Source organism: Clostridium ihumii AP5 (assembly GCF_000612845.1).
GTDB lineage: Bacteria > Bacillota > Clostridia > Clostridiales > Clostridiaceae > Clostridium_J > Clostridium_J ihumii.
On record NZ_CCAT010000012.1, the window covers coordinates 113330 to 132476 of the forward strand.

The window sequence follows — 19147 nt, forward strand, 5'->3', positions numbered from 1 at the left end:
CATCTATGAATCTTCATATTTGCTACTGATTTTTACTTTCTTTTCTCTAAATATATAAAAGCGAACACAATTATAATTGCTACTAACAATATTCCTATAATCCATCTAAATACTTTATCTATCTTTTTAGTAGGTGTATGTCCAAACATTTTATCATTTTGACCATTTAATATACAATGATATGTTTCCATCTTATATGAATATTTGCATACCCATATAGGTACTAATACTTGATATATTTCCATTGTTTCAATTTCATGTGAATTTTCACTATGAAATTTCTTCTTCATTTCTTTAGAATTTTCTTTTAAAAGATTATTGTTTATAAGTTCTTCTAAATTCTTTACAATTGCTCCTTTATAATGATTTAAACAATCATCATAAGTTTGTATAAACTTTTCTTTAGGTGCTTGTTTTTTTTCATACCCACTTATATTCATTTTAGAAAAATCAAAAGGAGCTATTTGGTCCATATCATACCTAGGAATGACTTGTGATGCAAAAAGAGGGTAATCTTTAGCTGAAAACTGCCCTTTTTCATTAGTTATTGTGCTCATACCCCTTCTTAATTTATACCTTTTCTGTACCTTTATATTATAATTCAAGTCAATTTTTAAATTGCATACATAACAAGGTATATAGTATGGTTTAATCCCCATTAATCTCATTTCATCTTTAAAATTTCTTGGTGTATCTTTTCTGGTATCTATCCACTCATAAAATTTACTTTTTATTTCATTTACATCAAAGTTCTCATATTCAACAATATATATTTCTTCTTTCATACTTGCACCTCAAATTTACAAATCATTACACTTGTATAATTCGTATTTTCCAAAAAATTCTTTAATGAAATTTGATGTTAATATAATAATAAACAGTTTGATACAAATATCAAACTGTTTATCATTATAATCTTTCATTCTTTAATTGCTCTTCTATATCACTACCAATAAGCTCTATAATTCTATTTATTAACTCATTGATTTCATCATCATCTTCTTTTTTTACACCACTCTCTAAAATTAACGTTGGTGAACATGAACAACATTTTCTTGTAAGTAATATGACCTTAGTATGAACATCTTGTTTTAATATATCATCATAAGTTATATTTTCTTTATCCATTGAGACTAACATACTCATTAATCCATTATGGATTTTTAAATCTATCCCATTATATCTTATAGCTTTTAATTCTGCGCTCACAACCTTCATAAATTTGCACCTCTTTCGTTTTTAGATATATTAAATATCTTTTATTACTTCTATATTATGTCACAAAAGCAATGGTAATTAAATATTTTATAATATAAATGGAATATTTACATCTTTCTAAAATTTATTACTAACCATACATGTCTAACATCATAATTAAATTAAGATTATAAATAAAGAAGCTATTAAACATTAAATGCTTAACAGCTTTTCTATTTATAAATCTATTTAAGTTGTTCTTGAATTATGTTTTCTACCTGTTCTGCGTCAGGTGATATTATTAAAACAACATAATTTCCAAAAGTATCAATTTTAGCATTTTTAACTAGCTCTAATTGTTCTGGCAAATAATGTTCCCATTGTGTCTCTAAATCTTTAACATGTTTTTCTACTGATGCTTTTACATCCTCTACTTTTCCCGCTTCTTTTACTTTTATTATTGCTACTTCAGAAGCTGAAACATTAATTTTAGGTTTCTTAACCACAAATTCTTCTATATCAGCACCATTAACATAATATTCCTGTTCAAAACGACCCATATCAGTATAATTCTCTGATGCAGGAAATTCTACTTTCTCCTCTACTGCTACTATTACATCATTTACAGCAACATTTTTAGCAGTAGTCTTTCCACATCCACTTAATGTAATTGTCATCAATGCAACTAAAATTAAACTTGCTATTCTTTTCACTTGAATTCCTCCTAGTATTTTTATTTCTAAAATATATTTCTAATTGGTAAACTTGTCTTAAATGTATATTTTTTTAATATAGTGTATACTCTAATATATTTTTATTATTTTTTCAATATATTATACATGTTTTATATATTAAAATTTTTTTAACAAATTTTAATATATAAATAAGATTGCTTGTAATTTTGAAATAAAAAGACGACTATCCAAAATTTACTTTGAATAGTCATCTCTTTATTCTTTATATATATCTGAAAATTCTATGGTTAATTTTTCAGCTGAGTCATCTAAAATCATTTTACTATAATTATTGTTTTCATTAGAACTTTTGATAGGTAATTTTATTATAAATGTACTACCTTTATTTACTTCACTTTCAACTTTTAAAGTTCCTCCATGCATTTCTACAAGCGATTTACTAAGCGATAAGCCAATTCCACTTCCCTCTTGATTTCTAGTCATTAAATTATCTACTTGCCTAAATCTTTCAAAAATAATTTGTTGTTTATTTTTAGGTATACCTACACCTGTATCTCTAACAGTAATTTTTATTTCATCTTTACCATCATATATATCTACATATATGTAACCACCTTTAGGTGTGAATTTTATAGAGTTTGATAATAAATTTAGCATTACTCTCTCTATCTTATCTTTATCAAAACTCATAAATCGTTCTTCTATCTCAGTATCAAAAACTAAAGTTATATTCTTTCTTTCTACATAATTAGCTGCCGACATTGTTATATTTTCAATGACCTCTATTATATTTAAATTTTCCTCTTGAATTTTAAAATACCCAGCATCAATTTTAGTTATATCAATTAAATTATTTATTAGTTTTAACAGTCTCATACTGTTTTGTTTTAAAGCATCCATTCTGCTTGAAACGATTTCATTCTTATATATTACATCTCCACTTTCTATATATCTATCATTTAATTGTAATGTGCTAAGTATTATATTCAGTGGTGTTCTTAATTCATGTGATATATTAGAAAAAAATTCAGTTCTTAAATTTTCATATTCTAATGCCTGCTTATACAACTTATTTTTATATGTTATCTGTATAAACAACATAATTACAATAAAAACAAGAATAACTATTATTAATATCGTTATAAGTTTTACTTCTAATGGAATTTGCCTAAGTGGTGATGGATGATTAAACATCTTATAATTTTTAGGTAAATCTCTTCTTTTTATTTTAAATTTTTGTAATTGATTATAATTAAAATCATAATTAAAATTATTATTAGTAACATTCTCTATAGTTTCTATAGATTCTCCATTTAAAATTCTATAACATAATGTGGCTGTTAATTCACCAATTTTCCCACCTTCTAATATGGATCCCCCAATAACCGATTGAGTAAAATAAGGTTCTATCCATGTGTAAATTGGCATTTTAATAGAACTTTCAAATGCTTCACTAATAGTATTCCTATCTATAATTTGCCCATTAGCATCTTGATATACTCCATATAAAAAAAGTGCACCATCTTTTTCTGTTCCTTGTATTTTTTCAATGACATCTTCAATTTTATCTTCTTGTATAATGTTAAATATAATGTTGGGATATTTTGACTTTATTTCTTGGACTTCTTCAACAAATATATTCGCTGTAGTTGTATTATCAAATAAAAAGTTATAGGTTTTTATATTTTTTTGAATTTTATTTACTAATGCTATAGTATTCTCTATAGCTTGTTTCTCTAATAATCCAACAGAATTTTTTTCTAGTTCCTTCCTTATTGAAATATTTTCATTATTTATACTTGTGTATACTACTGGTGTATTATTAAATATTTTTTCATATACTTTATTTAAAAACTCCAATGCTTCATCATCACAAGCTATTATTAAATCATATTTTTGCTTTTTAAATTTAATCAAAAAATTTTTTTCAAGTTCATTAAAATTTAGAATAGATTTTTTACTATCTAAATATTCAAAATTATATTCTATATTTTTAAATTCATTATTTAATGTTTTTTTTATTCCAGCAAAAATACTAGCTTCCCAAGTTTCATCAAAATGATATGAGTTTATTACAAGCACTTTATGTTTTTTTATATACTTAGGATGCTGTTCTACACCTGCATATGCAATTGAAAAACTTGTAACACACAATATAAATATTGTCAGTGCCAAAACTACTTTTTTATATTTTTTTATACTCATATCTCCTCCAAATAATTTATAATTATCATACAAATATTATACAATAAAATGGAGTATACTACAAATTTAAACATTCTTTTCCCCTTTTTTATTCTTTTTTTGAATTTATATATGTTTTTTTGAATTTAATTAATATAATCCAACCTTTTTTTTACATATTAGAAAATATTTTATTTAATATATTGTTATAGCTACTTATTTTATTGCCCCAATAATATATATTTAATTTATTACACAAAATGTTTTTAACATTTATTAACATTTATTTCTTAATACCATATTATAAATAGTAAGTACTTATATGCTGGGAGGATTTCTTTAAATGAAATATAGAAAACTTGATGTTCCTTCACTTAATGGAAGCGAAACTGAAAAAAACTTGATTAAAACCTTTTCCGGTGAATCTAGAGCCTCTAATAAATATATTCTTTTTGCAGAAAAAGCTCGTGATGATGGTTATGAATATGTGGCTAAAGTATTTGAAGAAACAGCTGAAAATGAGAGAGCTCATAGCCGCTTTGTTTTTAAAAATTGTCTAAATCAAATTAAAAGTACTCCAGATAATTTAAAGAATTCAATGGAAGGCGAAACTGAAGAATTCAAAAAAATTTATAAGGAATTTGAAGAAACAGCTAGAAAAGAAGGTTTTATGGAGATAGCTGACTTTTTTAAAGAACTTCGCGAAGTCGAGGAGCACCATGAAGAAAGATTCAAGGCACTCTATGATAGAATTATGTCTAATACTATGTTTAACAGTCTAGACAAAATAGAATATTGGCAATGCATGAATTGCGGTTATATTTATGAAGGATTTGAAGCACCTGATGTATGTCCATTATGTAAATATCCAAAAAAATATTTTAAAATTCAATGTAAGGATTATAAACTATAAAATAAATAAAATAGATATAGACCAATGTCTATATCTATTTTATTTATTTAATACAAGTGTTTCTAAAGCCTTAGCTAATTGATCTGGACAAGAAGTGTTTCCTCTACATTCTATTCCTTTTAATCTTTTAACTGCTTCTTCAACTTTCATTCCAACTAATAATTTTGACAAACCTTCTGTATTACCTTTGCAACCTTTGATAAATTCAACATTTTGAATTGTATCACCTTCTACTTCAAAATTAATATCTGTTGCACAACAGCCTGATGTTTTATATGTGTATTTCATAAAATCCCTTCCTCCTTACATAAACCTCTTCTTGAATATACATAAATTTAATATTTTTTTCAAGTTTTTATATATTTATTTTTCAAATACATTTTCCTAATATAATAATTTTATAAATAGGTTATTCTAAAATTCAACTTTAAATACTAAAGTATATTTATACATAGACATCATCATAATAAAAGTAACATATATACCAATACTATTTAATGATTTTAAACTAATGTTGTTATTTAAATTAAATGCAACTAAGCTATAAATTATAAAAGCAATTGTCAATAACAAAAATTTACCTAAATAATTTTGATTTTTTCTACATTCATTTATATAATAATCTATTTTTTTCTTAGTCGTTTGTTTGGTAATTTGCAATGGCATGATTTCATTATAATCTTTAAGCCTATCCAACTTATCATCTATTACATATTTTCCAGTATCTAATTTTTTTCTATACATATTATCCAAATATGTCTCACTATATTTAGCATTTTGATATAAAAATTGTAAATTAGTCATTCCCTTCATATTTCACTGCCCCCTTACCAAACAAATAAAATTCAAATAATTACTCTAAAAATTAATTTAGAACTCTATAAGGATACAATTTTATTTTATAAATTTCAATAGATTATTAATAAATTTATTCAAATACTATTTTACTTTGAAATAATTTAGTTTCGCTATCTTTTTCTATCCCCTCAATAAAAAATACATTTTCACTATCATTATATTTATAGAATACAACTTTTTGACCTTCTTTTGTCTCTTTTATAAAATTAATTTGTAAATTTTTAATTCTTTTTTCATTAAATATTTCTAATTTAAAACAATCCTCAATCCACTCTATATACTTAGAATTATTTACATGCATATTTAAGTCAATATCATTATATCTAATTTTTCTTTCATCTATATTTTCTCCAGTTATATCATTTAACCTAAATTTCCCCACTCTCTTATAAGGTTTAAATCTATCTTTTATAGTTTCATATCCCAAATCTGCTTCTGTTGGTTTATGCGGAAACATTGATTTTCTATCCACAAGTAAATAAGCTGCTTCTATGTAACATAGTGTATTGCCTTCTAAATCACACATCCTAAATCCCCTAATAAAAAACATTTTGTCTAGCCCTTGAGGCCATGTTTCAAAAACTATTTCATCATTCCACTTAGGATATTTAAAAATTTCTAAATTTATTTTAGAAACTACCCAAAATTGACCTTTTTCCTCTAAATTGTCATAACCACAACCTAATAAATTAGCATGATTGCTAGATACTTCTTGCATATAATTGATTATTGAATGTAACATAATTTTTTTACTATAATCTGTTTCGTAGAATTTTATCTTATACTTCTCACTATATATAGCTGACATATATAACACACTTCCTTATTTTACGCACCTTATATTATTTTGAATTCATCTTTACATTATTTTCATACTAAATGAACTTAATTTTAAATTCTAAATTAAAACATATATAAGCTTGAATTTTTATCTTATATCATAATTATATAACTATAAATTAACTTTTCAATAAAATAAATTAAGAAATAAACTATGCTATTTTAGCATAGTTTACTATTATTGATTTATTTACTTATTGGGCCATATCCATTTTTATCCAACTTTATTAATATATCAGTTAATTCTTCAGTGTGTTCTTTTTCTTCAATAATTATTTTATGCAATATATTTCTTCCTTCTTTTTCTGGTATTTCAGTAATAAGTTCCTCATAAAGTATTATAGCTTCTAATTCACCTTTTATATTATCCCTTATGTGTTTTAAAATCATTTTTCTATCTTTCTTTTCATATATTTTTTCGTTCTTTACTGATTTATTTTGAAAATCTGATTCTTTTACAACTTTTTTATAAGATTCATATTCTTCAGCATCAATTTTTCTCAAAAGGTGCAAAATCATTCCGTAATGTTCTTTTTCTTCTCCCAAAATATGCTCAATTACATGGTTTAATTCTTTCATGTCACTCTCTGCAATAGTTGCACTATAATCATTAATAGCAACTAGTTCTGCAATTAAAATTTCTCTTAATAAATTTTCATAACACTTTATGTTTCCTTGCGGTTGTCTTTCTGTTGTATAACTCATATAAATACTCCATATTCTAATTACTACTCATTATTAATATATATATTGATTTTTATTATGTTACATATTTTGTATCACAAGTTTAAATTTATATATTTTGTATTTTTATTTAATATACATAAATTATATCTAAATATAAATAAAAAGAAGAGGAACTCTTTCCTCTTCTTTCCACTATAAAACTAAGTCTATTATTCCTGTATGTTCTAATAAAATCTTTAAACCTATTAGTATTAGAATACATCCACCTACAATTTCTGCTTTTCGTCCAAATATATCACCTAATTTAGTTCCCATTATAACCCCAATAAAGCACATTACTAATGTTACTATACCTATTAAGCTTACAGCCAACCATATATTTACGTTTAAAAATGCAAAACTAACCCCTACAGCTAATGCATCTATACTTGTAGCAATAGATAACAATAACATCATTTTTACACCTAAATCATTTACAACTTCTTTCTCTTCTTTAATTGCTTCATAAATCATTTTCCCACCTATAACTGATAAAAGTATGAATGCAATCCAATGATCAAATTTAACTATGTAGTTTGTGAAACTTCTCCCTAAAGCCCATCCAATTAATGGCATAACGCCTTGAAATATACCAAAATATAAACCTGTTCTTAAGCCTATTTTTGCTTTTTCATTTTTTGAATTCATTCCAATACTTAAAGATACTGCAAATGCATCCATAGCTAAAGCTAATGCCGTTAATAAAATTGATAAAATACTCAAAATCTTCTCCTCCAATTTAAATAATATTTAAGTTTAAATACATTTTTGAAATAGCAACTTAATTCAGTGTCTAAAAGATAACATGTACCAAAATTTTAGAATTTATTTTGTTTTTATCTGCCTTATAATAAATAATGAGACTTATGTATAATACAAAAAACTTTGCATCATACATAAGTCTCATTATTTAATTCAAGACCAGGTGTACAGACTAATCTATACAAACCAGTATGTTGACCTTGAACCAGCATAAGCTGCCAACTACTCCCTTATGATATAATATTATATGAATCTAATTAATATTATATACTATAATATTAATTACTTAAATACTATTTTTCATAAGCATTTACAATTTCTCCATAATAAAATACATGATAATCACTATTTGAATACATTGTACTATCTATCTCTTCATTTAGTTCTGCTGAAACTAATTCATGTTTACATAAAATTCTACACTCATATTGTAATTCACAATTTGCTATTATAGGAGTTTTTATACTTTTTCCATCTTCTAATTTCAATTTACACTCTTTTATTTTATCACATTCTCTACCAGATTTTGTTCCACAAACTTTTAAAGCAGTTTTTATTTCTTCATTTCCTTCAACTGGTATACTTACAGTAAATTCTTTTGCATTTTCTAACAATTCATAAGTGTATCTACTTTTTCTTACCATTACTGTGAATACTGGTTTCTTCCATTGATATCCTATTTGTCCCCATCCAATAGTCATAGTATTGACTTTATCTCCATTTTTTACTGTTAAAAATGCACCCTTCTCTAATCCTTTAAGTGCTTTATCTATATTTTTTGTATACTCCATATCATTATTACCTACCTTTAAAATAAATATATATAAAATTATACAGTATTATATATATTATGCAAAAGTTATTTTATATTAAGGATTTCACTTCTTATACTATTATTAACATCTGCAACTACTTCATTTAAACTTTCACTCATAGAAACTATTTCAACAACTGATTTACTTTTATCTGTTGTTATATTTGAGCTTTCCATTGAAAGTTTCTCTATTTTCTCCATAGAACTCAACATACTATTAGATGCTACTTCAATTCCTTTAACAAACTCTAGTAATTTATTAACACCATTAACCCCAGCTAAAAGATCATTATCAGTTCTTTCTATAAATTCAACAGTAATTTTTACAATATCTATTATAGCATCTATTGTTTCTTTAATTTCTTTGGTTGACTCCTGTGTTCCCTCTGCAAGCTTTCTAATTTCCTCTGCAACTACAGCAAATCCTCTCCCTGACTCTCCAGCCCTAGCTGCTTCAATTGACGCATTTAAAGCTAATAAATTAGTTTGAGATGCTATTCCTTGAATTGTAGTAACTATATCTACAATAAGTTCTGATTTTCCTTTTAAATCATTAATTTTATCTACTGATAACTTCATTGATGAATTTATTGATTCTATATTAGTTTTTACTTCATTACCAAATTTTGTGCAATTTTCTGTTTTTTCATACACATCTTTTGCAGTAATTAATCCATCTTTTGATTCTTGTAAAATTCTACTTGATTTATCTTCTATTTTATCATAAATTTCAGCTACTGCTTTTATAGAACTTTCTATATCATTAGAAAACTCGCCTAATCTCATAGAGTTTTTTTCTACTAAACCCATTATTTCATCTACATCTATACAACCTTTAACTTCTTCTAATACACCTATAAACTTTCTGTTATTATTGTATAATTTAGTTGATATTATTTTATTACTTAATCTATTCCCATTAATATCTCTTAAATCATTTATATCTCTTTTTACTTCATCCTTATCTAAACCTGTTATATCTTTCATTCCTTTAGACCAATAAATCACCTTATCGTTTAAATCTTTTACATAAAATGAGCTGGATACATTATCATTAATAGCATTCAATATTTCATTTTCTATTTTAAGTTCCTCTATTTTTTCTCTGTTTTTTTCAATTTCATCTAATAATTTTTTTCCTTTACCAATCATATATTTCCCCTCCAATTAATTGACATTAATATAATTTTACATTACATATCTATAAATTCCATTGTTGCGTCTTAAAATTTATAATTTTTTAAATTTTTACACAAATTAATTTATATATGTACCATTTTAGTTCTAATATATACTGTAACTTTTGTAACTCTCACTTCTTTTATGTTGTTTTTTTTTATGTTATACTTCATAAGTATTCATAATTATTTTATCGTTATTTTTATGCAAATCTAAATATTTTCAGTTTATTTTTTTACAAAATTTTAGGAGGTGTTAACCTTGAATAGGAAAGTAGATTTAACTAATGATAAAATTCTAAAATCTCTGATTACTCTAGCTCTACCTATCATGGGTACATCATTCATTCAAATGGCTTATAATCTAACTGATATGCTATGGATTGGAAGAATGGGAAGCTTAGCTGTTGCCGCTGTTGGAACTGCTAGTTTTTTTAATTGGCTAGGACAATCACTTATGATGCTTTCTAAAAGTGGTGCTGAAATTTGTGTTTCTCAATCTTATGGTAGAAAAGATCTAACTGATGCAAAACTTTATGCTAAAAGCGCCATTCAGTTCGGAATTATATTATCTTTAGTTTATACATTAGTATTAGTGATATTTAAAGAACAATTTATAGGTTTCTTTAAACTTAATAGTCCTGAAGTAGTAAACATGGCTGAAACATATCTACTAGTTATTTCACTTGGTATGGTTTTTAATTTTATAAACCCTATATTAACTGGTTTATTTAATGGACTTGGTGATAGCAAAATTCCTTTTAGAATTAATACTGTAGGTCTTATATTTAATATGATTTTTGACCCAATATTAATTTTTGGATTTGGTCCTATACCATCCTTAGGAGTTTTAGGTGCTGCACTTGCAACTATTTCTGCTCAATTAGTTGTTACTATTTTATTTTTAATTCATATAAAAAAGCAAAATTTGCATTTATTTGAATTTAATATAATCTCTAAAATAGAAACTTCTCACGTTAATAAAATAGTAAAACTAAGCTTTCCAGTTGCATTACAAAATGGTTTATTTTGTTCATTTTCTATGATGATTGGTCGTATAATTGCTTTCCATGGAGATACTGCAATAGCAGTTCAAAAAGTTGGTTCTCAAATAGAGGCCATATCATGGATGACAGCAGGTGGTTTTTCTACTGCAATAAGCGCCTTTATAGGACAAAACTATGGTGCTAAAAAATATAATCGTATTATATCTGGCTATAAAATTGCATTAAGTGTTGTTAGTATCATTGGAATTTTTGCTACATTACTATTGGTTTTAGGTGCTACTCCACTATTTAAGATATTTATAAATGAACCAGAAGCATTAAATCTTGGGGTAACATACTTAGAAATTTTAGGAATTTCCCAACTTTTCATGTGCATTGAGATAACAACATCTGGAGCCTTCAATGGCCTTGGTCGTACTACATTGCCAGCTATAATAAGCATAGTTTTAACAGGACTTAGAGTTCCATTTTCAGCAATATTATCAAAACCTTCTATACTAGGTTTAAATGGTGTTTGGTGGACAATAACAATTAGTAGTATTTTAAAAGGCATCATACTTTTAATTCTTTTTATAGCACTTATTATAAAGAATAAAAAGTTTAAAGAATCATTTGAACTTGTTTAAAAGAAAGAACTAAGCTTACATAAAATTTTAGCTTAGTTCTTTTTATATTAATATTAATTTTAATTGGGCTAATTCATACTCAAACCTTAAATGAAGTTTTTAAGTTAAATTATTGTATTAAGTGCTTTATCTAAATCCTCTATAATATCTTCTACATTTTCAAGTCCTACAGCTAATCTCACCAAGTTATCACTTATACCAGCTTCTAATCTTTCTTCCTCAGTATATGGTGAATGAGTCATTGATGCTGGATGTTGAATTAATGTTTCAGCATCCCCTAAACTAACTGCTAATGTGCAAAGTTCTGTGTTGTTTATAACTTTTTTACCTTCTTCTAATCCACCTTTTATTTCAAATGATATAATTGCTCCTGGTAATGACATTTGTTTCTTAGCTATATCATATTGGTCAAATGATTTTAATCCTGGATAATATACTCTTTCTACAGCCTTGTGTGTTTCTAAGAATTCTGCAACCTTCATGGCATTTTCACAGTGTTTCTCCATTCTTATAGGTAATGTTTTCATTCCTCTTATTACTAAGTATGCATCAAATGGACTCATTGCTGCACCAGTCATATCTTTAACACCAAATAATCTTACCTTATTTATATATTCTTGATTTCCAATTACAAATCCACAAATAACATCTCCATGTCCATTTAAAAATTTAGTTCCTGAATGTATAACAACGTCGGCTCCTAATTCTAATGGTCTTTGTATATATGGAGTTGAAAATGTGTTATCAACCATTAATATACAATTTTCTCTTTCATGAGCAATTTTAGCTGCTTCTTCTATATCAACTATAGCTAAATTAGGATTAGCTGGAGTTTCTATATAAACAACTTTTGTATTATCCTTCATAGCATTTTTTATATTTTCAGGATTTGTTGCATCTACAAAAGTCACTTCTACTCCAAATTTAGTTATTCCATGATTTAAAAACGCAAATGTGCATCCATATAATGTTTTAGCTGCTACAATATGATCTCCAGCTTCTACTGCAGCCCATATTGCTGATGTAATTGCACCTATACCTGAGCTCATTGACATAGCAGCTTCTCCACCTTCTAATAATGCTAGCTTTTCTTCTAACACTGTATTAGTTGGATTTCCAAGTCTGCTATATATATATCCATCTTCTTCTAATGCAAATCGTCTACCACCTTGTTCTGCATTATCAAATACAAATGTTGAAGTTTGATATATTGGAGTTGCTAATGCTCCAAACTCATTTTTTCTATTTCCTCCATGTATAGCCTTTGTTGCAAAACCTTTATTTTGTAAATTTCCACTACTCATAACAAATCCCCCTATAATTAAATTAATAAATTTATACTAAATTGCAAATTAAAAGTACTTGTATGTTTTGTACTCTACTAATATTTAAAGCAATAAATATGCCATTACGATATTTTTATTTGCTAATTCATATAGGGCATAAGTCATATTTTAAATTATATATATATTCTTTAAGTAATTATACTAAAGCATAATTTAAAAGTAATTTAAAAATTATTATTAAATACATTCTAACTTTTTAACATGGAATTTTTTATTTCCACTTACCGGTAACATTTTTTTACAGTGGAATTTTTTATTGCCATTCTATATTATATTTCTTTATCTTATTTATTATAGTAGTATGTGTTACCCCTAATGATTTTGCAGTTGCCCTTATTGAATTATGATTTTTTAGTGCATCTATTATGGCGCTTTTTTCTGCAATTTCAACTACTTTTTTTAATTTTATTTCATCTCCTTTAAAATTCACTTCAAAGCTATGATTTTTAAATTCATAATCCCACATTAAATACTCTGTGCTTAATGAATCTTTTCCACAAAGATTCATTGCTCTCTCTATAACATTTTTTAACTCTCTTATATTGCCTGGCCAATCATATTTTAATAATTCATTTATAAATTCATTTTCTATAGAACATATGTTTTTATCTAATTTATTATTAAATTTACTTATAAAATATTGAACCATTTGAGGAATATCTTCTTTTCTCTCTCTTAGTGGTGGTATAATTAATGGAATTACATTTAATCTATAATATAAATCTTCTCTAAATTCATTTGCCTTTATCATTTCCTCTAAATTTCTATTAGTTGCACATATTATTCTAACATCAACTAATTTTTCATCACATCCACCTATTTTTCTTATTTTTCCTTCTTGTAAAAATCTCAATAATTTAACTTGTAACATCTGAGATATTTCTCCAATTTCATCTAAGAATAATGTACCACCATTAGCTTTTTGAATAAGCCCTTCTTTTCCATTATTTAATGCACCTGTAAAGCTGCCCTTTTCATAACCAAATAATTCGCTTTCAATTAAATTTTCTGGGAATGCTGCACAATTAACAACTATAAATGGTTTTTTACTTCTATTACTTAAATTGTGTATAGCTTTTGCAAATAGCTCTTTTCCAGTTCCACTTTCACCTCTTATTAAAACTGTAGAATTTCCCTTCGAAATAAGTTCAACTATAGATTTTGTTTTTTCTATAACCTTGCTTGACCCTACTATTTCTTTAAATGCATCATCTTTTGTATTTGAAACTATATTTGCCATCTCTATTGCATTTTTCATATTTCTTATAGAGCATACTGCTCCAACCACATTATCATCATCATCCTTTATAGCTCTACCCGTTGCTATATATTCATTTATTCCATTTTCATTTTCACTACTCAATTTTACATTTGTATATTCTCTACCACTTTTTAATAAATTTAATAATTTTTCATTGCTTGTTATGTATTTTCTAAAATCTTTTCCTTCAACATTCTCTTTCTTATAATGAAATACACTCTCACAATATCTATTAAATAATTCAATTTTATAATTTTTATCTACAGCTAATATCCCATCATCTACAGCATCTATTATAGCTAATAATCTTTTTTCATTCTCCTCATGATTTAAAAGCTCAATTTCTTCAATTTTTTTTATCTCTGGTAATTTCTCTATGCTTTTTATTAAATTTAATTTAATATCACTATCAATTTTTTCAATCTTTATATACAATTTATTAGGAAATACTTCTAATGATATTAAATTTATATTTTCTATGTATATTTTCTCTAAAATTTTTAAAGTTATTCCTATTTTATCCTCAGCTATAATTTGAAATCTTGAATATTTCTTCATAAAAACCCCCATAAAATTTTCAAAATAAAAATCAATTATATGTTATATATTAACATATAATTTTAAAAATGGTGATTTACACTAAAGCAAATCACCATTTACATATCTTTATATTTTTGTATTTTCATTCTGTTAAAACTTATTAATTTGAATTACTATATTTTATCTATATTATCTCACCTTTCAAATTTGAATTCATATTGCATTTATGTTAAATCATTTTTATTTTCTTCTTCAATTGAAAGAGCTAAGTCTTTTCCAGAAACGAATGTACCAACTATAAAGATATGCATAACTGTAGTTATAACCTTCATGATTTCTTTCATTATTAACTCCTCCTTGTTTAATTTTTCTTATTTTATGAAAAACATATATGTTTTTATTCATTTTTCATAAAAAAATTTTTTATACTGGAAATATATTTTAAATTTTTATCTAATTATTTCTATAGATTTCATATTTTTAATAATTAGTATATATTTTTAATAATTTATTTACATCACTTTTGTAATTGTTCAAATTTTCTTAATTTTTACCTCTACTATTAATGCTATAATATTCTTGTAAATATTATTTAGTTAATTTGCCCTATTTTAGTTGCTTTCATGAATTATTTTTTATTTACAAGTAAAAATTACCCTATATTTTTTCTTGAATTTAACATCTATTTTGAAAGTAACTTTTTTATAAAAATTATACTTATAACTTTTTATTAATTTAATTTTCTTATTTAACTTAACTTTTTTAATAAAAAAGCCTAGCTAATTTTTAGCTAGGTTTTTTTTATTATTTCTTTTTTTCTCCACCAAGAAAGTATGCTAACAACATTCCTAATATTAATACAACAATGGATACTATTCCTTGTAAATCAAAAGTTATTCCTTTATATATAGAAAAAATTGATCCAATAACAAGTCCTAGTATTCCAAAATATGTAGGACCAGGATATTTTTTTAATAATTTATCTATAAGTTTTGTTATAAATACTAATCCTAATAATACACCAATTCCTATGGGTATTAGTATTGGTACGTTAAATTCTGCTACTGCTGTAATTGTTGTTGTGTATAGTCCTATTAATAATAATATAAATGAACCACTTATCCCAGGCATTATCATTGCCCCTGCACCTATAGCACCTGCTAATGTAAGTTTAATAAATGCCCCAACTGATAATTCTCTTATTATTGTTTCATTCATTTCTGGTGGTGCTATTATAGATAATGATATTAAGAAAATAAATGTTATAAAGAATGGTATTAAATTAACCTTTTTAAACTTAGTTTCATTTGCCTTTTTAGCTATTAGTGGTATACTTCCAACTATAAGACCTATAAAGAAAAAGCTTGTAGGTATTGGATAATTATCTAATAAGTTTTTTAGCAACTTGCTAAATAGAAGTATTCCAGCTCCTGCACCTAAAACTATAGGAAGTAAAAACCTTAAATTTTTCTTCCAATCTTTTAAAAAATCACTTATGGATGAAATTAAGTTGTCATATATATCTAATACAACCGCCATAGTTCCACCACTAACTCCAGGAATGATATTTGCTATTCCAATAACCATTCCTTTCAAAAAATTAAAAAATGTTTCCATTTCAACACTCCTTATTCAATTTTAAAATTTATTTTATCTTATAAATTTTTAAATTTTGTTTTTGACTTTAACATATAGAATTTTATTATAAAATAAAATTCTATACATTTCATCTTTTATTAAAATTTATAACATGAATTTAACAATTTAATTATATATAGGGTTCCAAGTTCGAAGTTTAAATAACATCTTTATCAAATGATATTATTAAGCTTACAGTTTATTTCTATTTTTATATTTGGAATCAAGTAAGAGTTAAGAATGAAAAGTGAAAAGTTATGGTAGATATTACTCACTTCGTTCCTAATATCTAAAAATAGAAATGCTTAAAAACTACGTTTTTATATTGTTTTCAACTAATTTGCTTTGCAAATCTAATAAAAAATCATTCTTTAAAATTTGAAATCTAACTTTTACATTCATTTTCAACTTTCAATTTTCCATTTTCAATTAAATTAATTAGAGTTTCTTTGAAATTTTTATGAATAGCGTTTTAAATAATTCCTGTCTCGTTTACTAATAGTGTTCTCATTTAATATTTGAATAACTTAAAATTTCAACTTGGATTCTTACATAAATTATTGTCCAGTTCCACTATAAAGTTTTTTGAATTCATCTATTGCATAATTATCTGTCATTCCAGCTATATAAGTACATATAGTAGATAAATAATAATATCTTATTTCCCTTATTGCATATAAAAATTTTTCTTCTTCAGTTAAATCTTCAATTTTCCTATTTTCAATATTAAATTTAGATAGTTTTGAAAGAATTTCAGTACTATCTACAACTTTTTTGTTATATCCTATTAGGTTTATTTTATTTAATTTTAACTTTAGTAAATTTGTATATTCTTGTATGATACTTTTTTTATCATTATTGAAACTTATATCTTTAATATTTACATACTTACCATCAATAAACATCTGAATACTATATAATTCTTCACATACTTTCTTTATGCTATTTTGTAATCTTTCAAGATTATGATTAGGCATTTGTCTTGGATTTGCATAATATGCTTTAAATAATTGTTTGATTATATATCTTGAATTTCCATCAAACCTATTTACATTGTATGAATTCAATATTTTCACTTTTATATATTCTTCAATTGCATCATCTAATTCTTTACCATAAGTTGAAAAGTCTATAATTTTATTTTTAAAATATACTCTATTATTGACTAAATGTTTGGACTTCACACCTTTAATTAAAATATTATTCATTGAGTTCGTTGTTACATCAGTTATAAAGAAATCTATAACATCCCTAGTTAATTGATTTATTTTAAAAATTTCACTATAATCTGCTATATATTTATTCTCTCCAAACTCGTCATCAAATTTATTGTTATATATATTTTCTAAAATATCTACAGAACTTTTCATGTCATCAAAATCTTTAAGTGCGATTATGCTTTCATGTATTTTATCTAATGATAAATTTTCCTTTATATGGTCTTTTAATGTACTTAATGATTCTATACTTTCTTCAGATATATACTTTATATTTTTATTCTTTTCACAATCCTTTAATATTTCAATTACCTTCTTATATATTTTAATAGCTATAGAACTATAATTTATATTTAACGCATTATCTTTTAATCCATCATCTATATCATGTTGCCTTTGAGCTATCTCATCACTTACATTTACAATTTGACCTTCTAATGTCACAGAGTAAGGTACATCCATTGTGTTATTAAGAAAATTTTCATCTTGTATAAATCTCTTAATCTGCCAAGTGCTCCCATTTCGTTTTGTTTTAGTGTGCTTCAGAATTCCCTCCATGACTTGCCATGTCAAATTCATACCTTGTATATTTTTAAACTTAACTTCTAATTCATCTAATATTTTAAGAGAATGAAAATTATGTTTAAATCCACCATAATCTATAGATGGATATATTCTATCACTTAATGTATCTTTTCCAATCATTATTTCATCAAGTGTTCTCTCTCCTTGGTGTCCAAATGGAGTATGACCTATATCATGACCTAATGCAATAGCTTCTGCTAGTGCCTCATTAAGATTTAAATTTCTTGCTATTTTTCTAGCTATTTGAGTAACTTCTAATGTATGTGTAAGCCTTGTTCTATAATGATCTCCTTTTTGATGAGTATATATTTGAGTTTTATGCTCAAGTCGTCTAAAGGCTCTTGAAAATATTATTCGATCTCTATCTTTTGCAAATTCATCTCTAACCGAAAATCCACTCTTAACATTGACTTCTTCCACTATTCTTCTATCACAACTCTTTGAAGTTTGCTTTAAATTATTTTTTGCAACAAAATCTCTTTTTTCTTCCCAACTCATGAAATATCCTCCACTATTAAATTGATAAACCATTTATATATTTTCAACATTTCTATTTTTATATAAATTGAAACTAAATACTGCCTTACATTTGTCTGAAACTTTACTTTTGCCTTTCTCAATTTGAATCCAATTTTCATCATTATCTATACAAAAAAACTTTTTATCACTATTATAGCAATTTTCTATTTTAGTCACATATGCATACTTACAGTTTTTTTGAAATTCATTATAAATACTTTCCCCGCCTATAAAAAATATA

18 protein-coding genes are annotated in these 19147 nt (G+C 25.1%); 2 read left to right on the forward strand and 16 right to left on the reverse strand.

Going from position 1 to position 19147, the window contains the following annotated elements; genetic code table 11:
- Positions 1 to 32: 32 nt before the first annotated feature.
- The 4 genes from BN346_RS03355 to BN346_RS20855 all read right to left on the reverse strand — a co-directional run bounded on the left by BN346_RS03355 (position 33) and on the right by BN346_RS20855 (position 4097).
- Positions 33 to 785, reverse strand: coding sequence for a hypothetical protein (locus BN346_RS03355; RefSeq protein ID WP_034439349.1), 753 nt, complete (start codon positions 783 to 785; stop codon positions 33 to 35).
- A 124-nt stretch (positions 786 to 909) separates the two neighbouring features.
- Positions 910 to 1218 (reverse strand): hypothetical protein, encoded by a 309-nt coding sequence (locus BN346_RS03360; protein WP_034439351.1) that lies wholly within the window; start codon positions 1216 to 1218, stop codon positions 910 to 912.
- A gap of 224 nt (positions 1219 to 1442) precedes the next feature.
- Positions 1443 to 1910, reverse strand: a complete 468-nt coding sequence (locus BN346_RS03365) for a DUF4358 domain-containing protein (protein ID WP_034439354.1) — start codon at positions 1908 to 1910, stop codon at positions 1443 to 1445.
- 237 nt (positions 1911 to 2147) lie between these two features.
- On the reverse strand, positions 2148 to 4097 hold the full coding sequence (locus BN346_RS20855) for a sensor histidine kinase (protein ID WP_074432668.1): 1950 nt from the start codon (positions 4095 to 4097) through the stop codon (positions 2148 to 2150).
- Positions 4098 to 4419: 322 nt separating this feature from the next.
- On the opposite strand from BN346_RS20855, the gene BN346_RS03375 reads away from it, so the two are divergent.
- On the forward strand, positions 4420 to 4989 hold the full coding sequence (locus tag BN346_RS03375; RefSeq protein ID WP_034439356.1) for a rubrerythrin family protein: 570 nt from the start codon (positions 4420 to 4422) through the stop codon (positions 4987 to 4989).
- A gap of 39 nt (positions 4990 to 5028) precedes the next feature.
- On the opposite strand, the gene BN346_RS03380 is transcribed toward BN346_RS03375, so the two are convergent.
- From BN346_RS03380 to BN346_RS03410, 7 genes are all read right to left on the reverse strand, one after another.
- Positions 5029 to 5277 carry a TIGR03905 family TSCPD domain-containing protein gene (locus tag BN346_RS03380; protein WP_034439359.1) on the reverse strand — a complete coding sequence of 83 codons (249 nt, stop codon included), beginning with the start codon at positions 5275 to 5277 and terminating at the stop codon, positions 5029 to 5031.
- A gap of 126 nt (positions 5278 to 5403) precedes the next feature.
- On the reverse strand, positions 5404 to 5802 hold the full coding sequence (locus BN346_RS03385) for a hypothetical protein (RefSeq protein WP_034439361.1): 399 nt from the start codon (positions 5800 to 5802) through the stop codon (positions 5404 to 5406).
- A gap of 115 nt (positions 5803 to 5917) precedes the next feature.
- A complete protein-coding gene (locus tag BN346_RS03390; RefSeq protein ID WP_034439363.1) occupies positions 5918 to 6655 on the reverse strand; it encodes an acyl-[acyl-carrier-protein] thioesterase in 738 nt (245 codons plus the stop codon).
- A 218-nt stretch (positions 6656 to 6873) separates the two neighbouring features.
- The gene (locus BN346_RS03395; RefSeq protein ID WP_034439366.1) at positions 6874 to 7392 is read right to left on the reverse strand and encodes a ferritin family protein; all 519 of its coding nucleotides are present in this window, start codon (positions 7390 to 7392) and stop codon (positions 6874 to 6876) included.
- 174 nt (positions 7393 to 7566) lie between these two features.
- Complete coding sequence (locus BN346_RS03400) at positions 7567 to 8136, reverse strand: manganese efflux pump MntP (protein ID WP_034439368.1); 570 nt, start codon at positions 8134 to 8136, stop codon at positions 7567 to 7569.
- Positions 8137 to 8468: 332 nt separating this feature from the next.
- Positions 8469 to 8966 (reverse strand): flavin reductase family protein, encoded by a 498-nt coding sequence (locus BN346_RS03405; RefSeq protein WP_034439371.1) that lies wholly within the window; start codon positions 8964 to 8966, stop codon positions 8469 to 8471.
- Positions 8967 to 9034: 68 nt separating this feature from the next.
- Positions 9035 to 10141, reverse strand: coding sequence for a methyl-accepting chemotaxis protein (locus BN346_RS03410; RefSeq protein WP_034439373.1), 1107 nt, complete (start codon positions 10139 to 10141; stop codon positions 9035 to 9037).
- 288 nt (positions 10142 to 10429) lie between these two features.
- On the opposite strand from BN346_RS03410, the gene BN346_RS03415 reads away from it, so the two are divergent.
- Positions 10430 to 11800 carry an MATE family efflux transporter gene (locus BN346_RS03415; protein ID WP_034439375.1) on the forward strand — a complete coding sequence of 457 codons (1371 nt, stop codon included), beginning with the start codon at positions 10430 to 10432 and terminating at the stop codon, positions 11798 to 11800.
- 104 nt (positions 11801 to 11904) lie between these two features.
- Here BN346_RS03415 and megL read toward each other — a convergent pair whose 3' ends face one another.
- The 5 genes from megL to BN346_RS03440 form a co-directional block, all read right to left on the reverse strand.
- Positions 11905 to 13104, reverse strand: coding sequence for a methionine gamma-lyase (gene megL, locus BN346_RS03420; protein WP_034439377.1), 1200 nt, complete (start codon positions 13102 to 13104; stop codon positions 11905 to 11907).
- A gap of 295 nt (positions 13105 to 13399) precedes the next feature.
- Positions 13400 to 14965, reverse strand: coding sequence for a sigma 54-interacting transcriptional regulator (locus tag BN346_RS03425; protein WP_034439380.1), 1566 nt, complete (start codon positions 14963 to 14965; stop codon positions 13400 to 13402).
- A gap of 786 nt (positions 14966 to 15751) precedes the next feature.
- Complete coding sequence (locus BN346_RS03430) at positions 15752 to 16564, reverse strand: DUF368 domain-containing protein (RefSeq protein ID WP_034439382.1); 813 nt, start codon at positions 16562 to 16564, stop codon at positions 15752 to 15754.
- A 578-nt stretch (positions 16565 to 17142) separates the two neighbouring features.
- Entirely contained in the window at positions 17143 to 18885 is a 1743-nt protein-coding gene (locus BN346_RS03435) for a dGTP triphosphohydrolase (protein ID WP_034439384.1), read from the reverse strand.
- A gap of 33 nt (positions 18886 to 18918) precedes the next feature.
- Positions 18919 to 19147 (reverse strand): dihydrofolate reductase (locus tag BN346_RS03440; protein ID WP_034439385.1); only part of this gene is annotated, 229 nt, incomplete at its 5' end.

What these genes read in the sequence shown, in the direction of transcription:
- BN346_RS20855 (WP_074432668.1), bottom strand. Translation starts at nt 4,097, where the DNA reads ATGAGTATAAAAAAATATAAAAAAGTAGTTTTGGCACTGACAATATTT.
- BN346_RS03375 (WP_034439356.1), top strand. Translation starts at nt 4,420, where the DNA reads ATGAAATATAGAAAACTTGATGTTCCTTCACTTAATGGAAGCGAAACT.
- BN346_RS03405 (WP_034439371.1), bottom strand. Translation starts at nt 8,966, where the DNA reads ATGGAGTATACAAAAAATATAGATAAAGCACTTAAAGGATTAGAGAAG.
- BN346_RS03410 (WP_034439373.1), bottom strand. Translation starts at nt 10,141, where the DNA reads ATGATTGGTAAAGGAAAAAAATTATTAGATGAAATTGAAAAAAACAGA.
- BN346_RS03430 (WP_034439382.1), bottom strand. Translation starts at nt 16,564, where the DNA reads ATGGAAACATTTTTTAATTTTTTGAAAGGAATGGTTATTGGAATAGCA.
- BN346_RS03425 (WP_034439380.1), bottom strand. Translation starts at nt 14,965, where the DNA reads ATGAAGAAATATTCAAGATTTCAAATTATAGCTGAGGATAAAATAGGA.
- megL (WP_034439377.1), bottom strand. Translation starts at nt 13,104, where the DNA reads ATGAGTAGTGGAAATTTACAAAATAAAGGTTTTGCAACAAAGGCTATA.
- BN346_RS03380 (WP_034439359.1), bottom strand. Translation starts at nt 5,277, where the DNA reads ATGAAATACACATATAAAACATCAGGCTGTTGTGCAACAGATATTAAT.
- BN346_RS03435 (WP_034439384.1), bottom strand. Translation starts at nt 18,885, where the DNA reads ATGAGTTGGGAAGAAAAAAGAGATTTTGTTGCAAAAAATAATTTAAAG.
- BN346_RS03355 (WP_034439349.1), bottom strand. Translation starts at nt 785, where the DNA reads ATGAAAGAAGAAATATATATTGTTGAATATGAGAACTTTGATGTAAAT.
- BN346_RS03385 (WP_034439361.1), bottom strand. Translation starts at nt 5,802, where the DNA reads ATGAAGGGAATGACTAATTTACAATTTTTATATCAAAATGCTAAATAT.
- BN346_RS03395 (WP_034439366.1), bottom strand. Translation starts at nt 7,392, where the DNA reads ATGAGTTATACAACAGAAAGACAACCGCAAGGAAACATAAAGTGTTAT.
- BN346_RS03390 (WP_034439363.1), bottom strand. Translation starts at nt 6,655, where the DNA reads ATGTCAGCTATATATAGTGAGAAGTATAAGATAAAATTCTACGAAACA.
- BN346_RS03360 (WP_034439351.1), bottom strand. Translation starts at nt 1,218, where the DNA reads ATGAAGGTTGTGAGCGCAGAATTAAAAGCTATAAGATATAATGGGATA.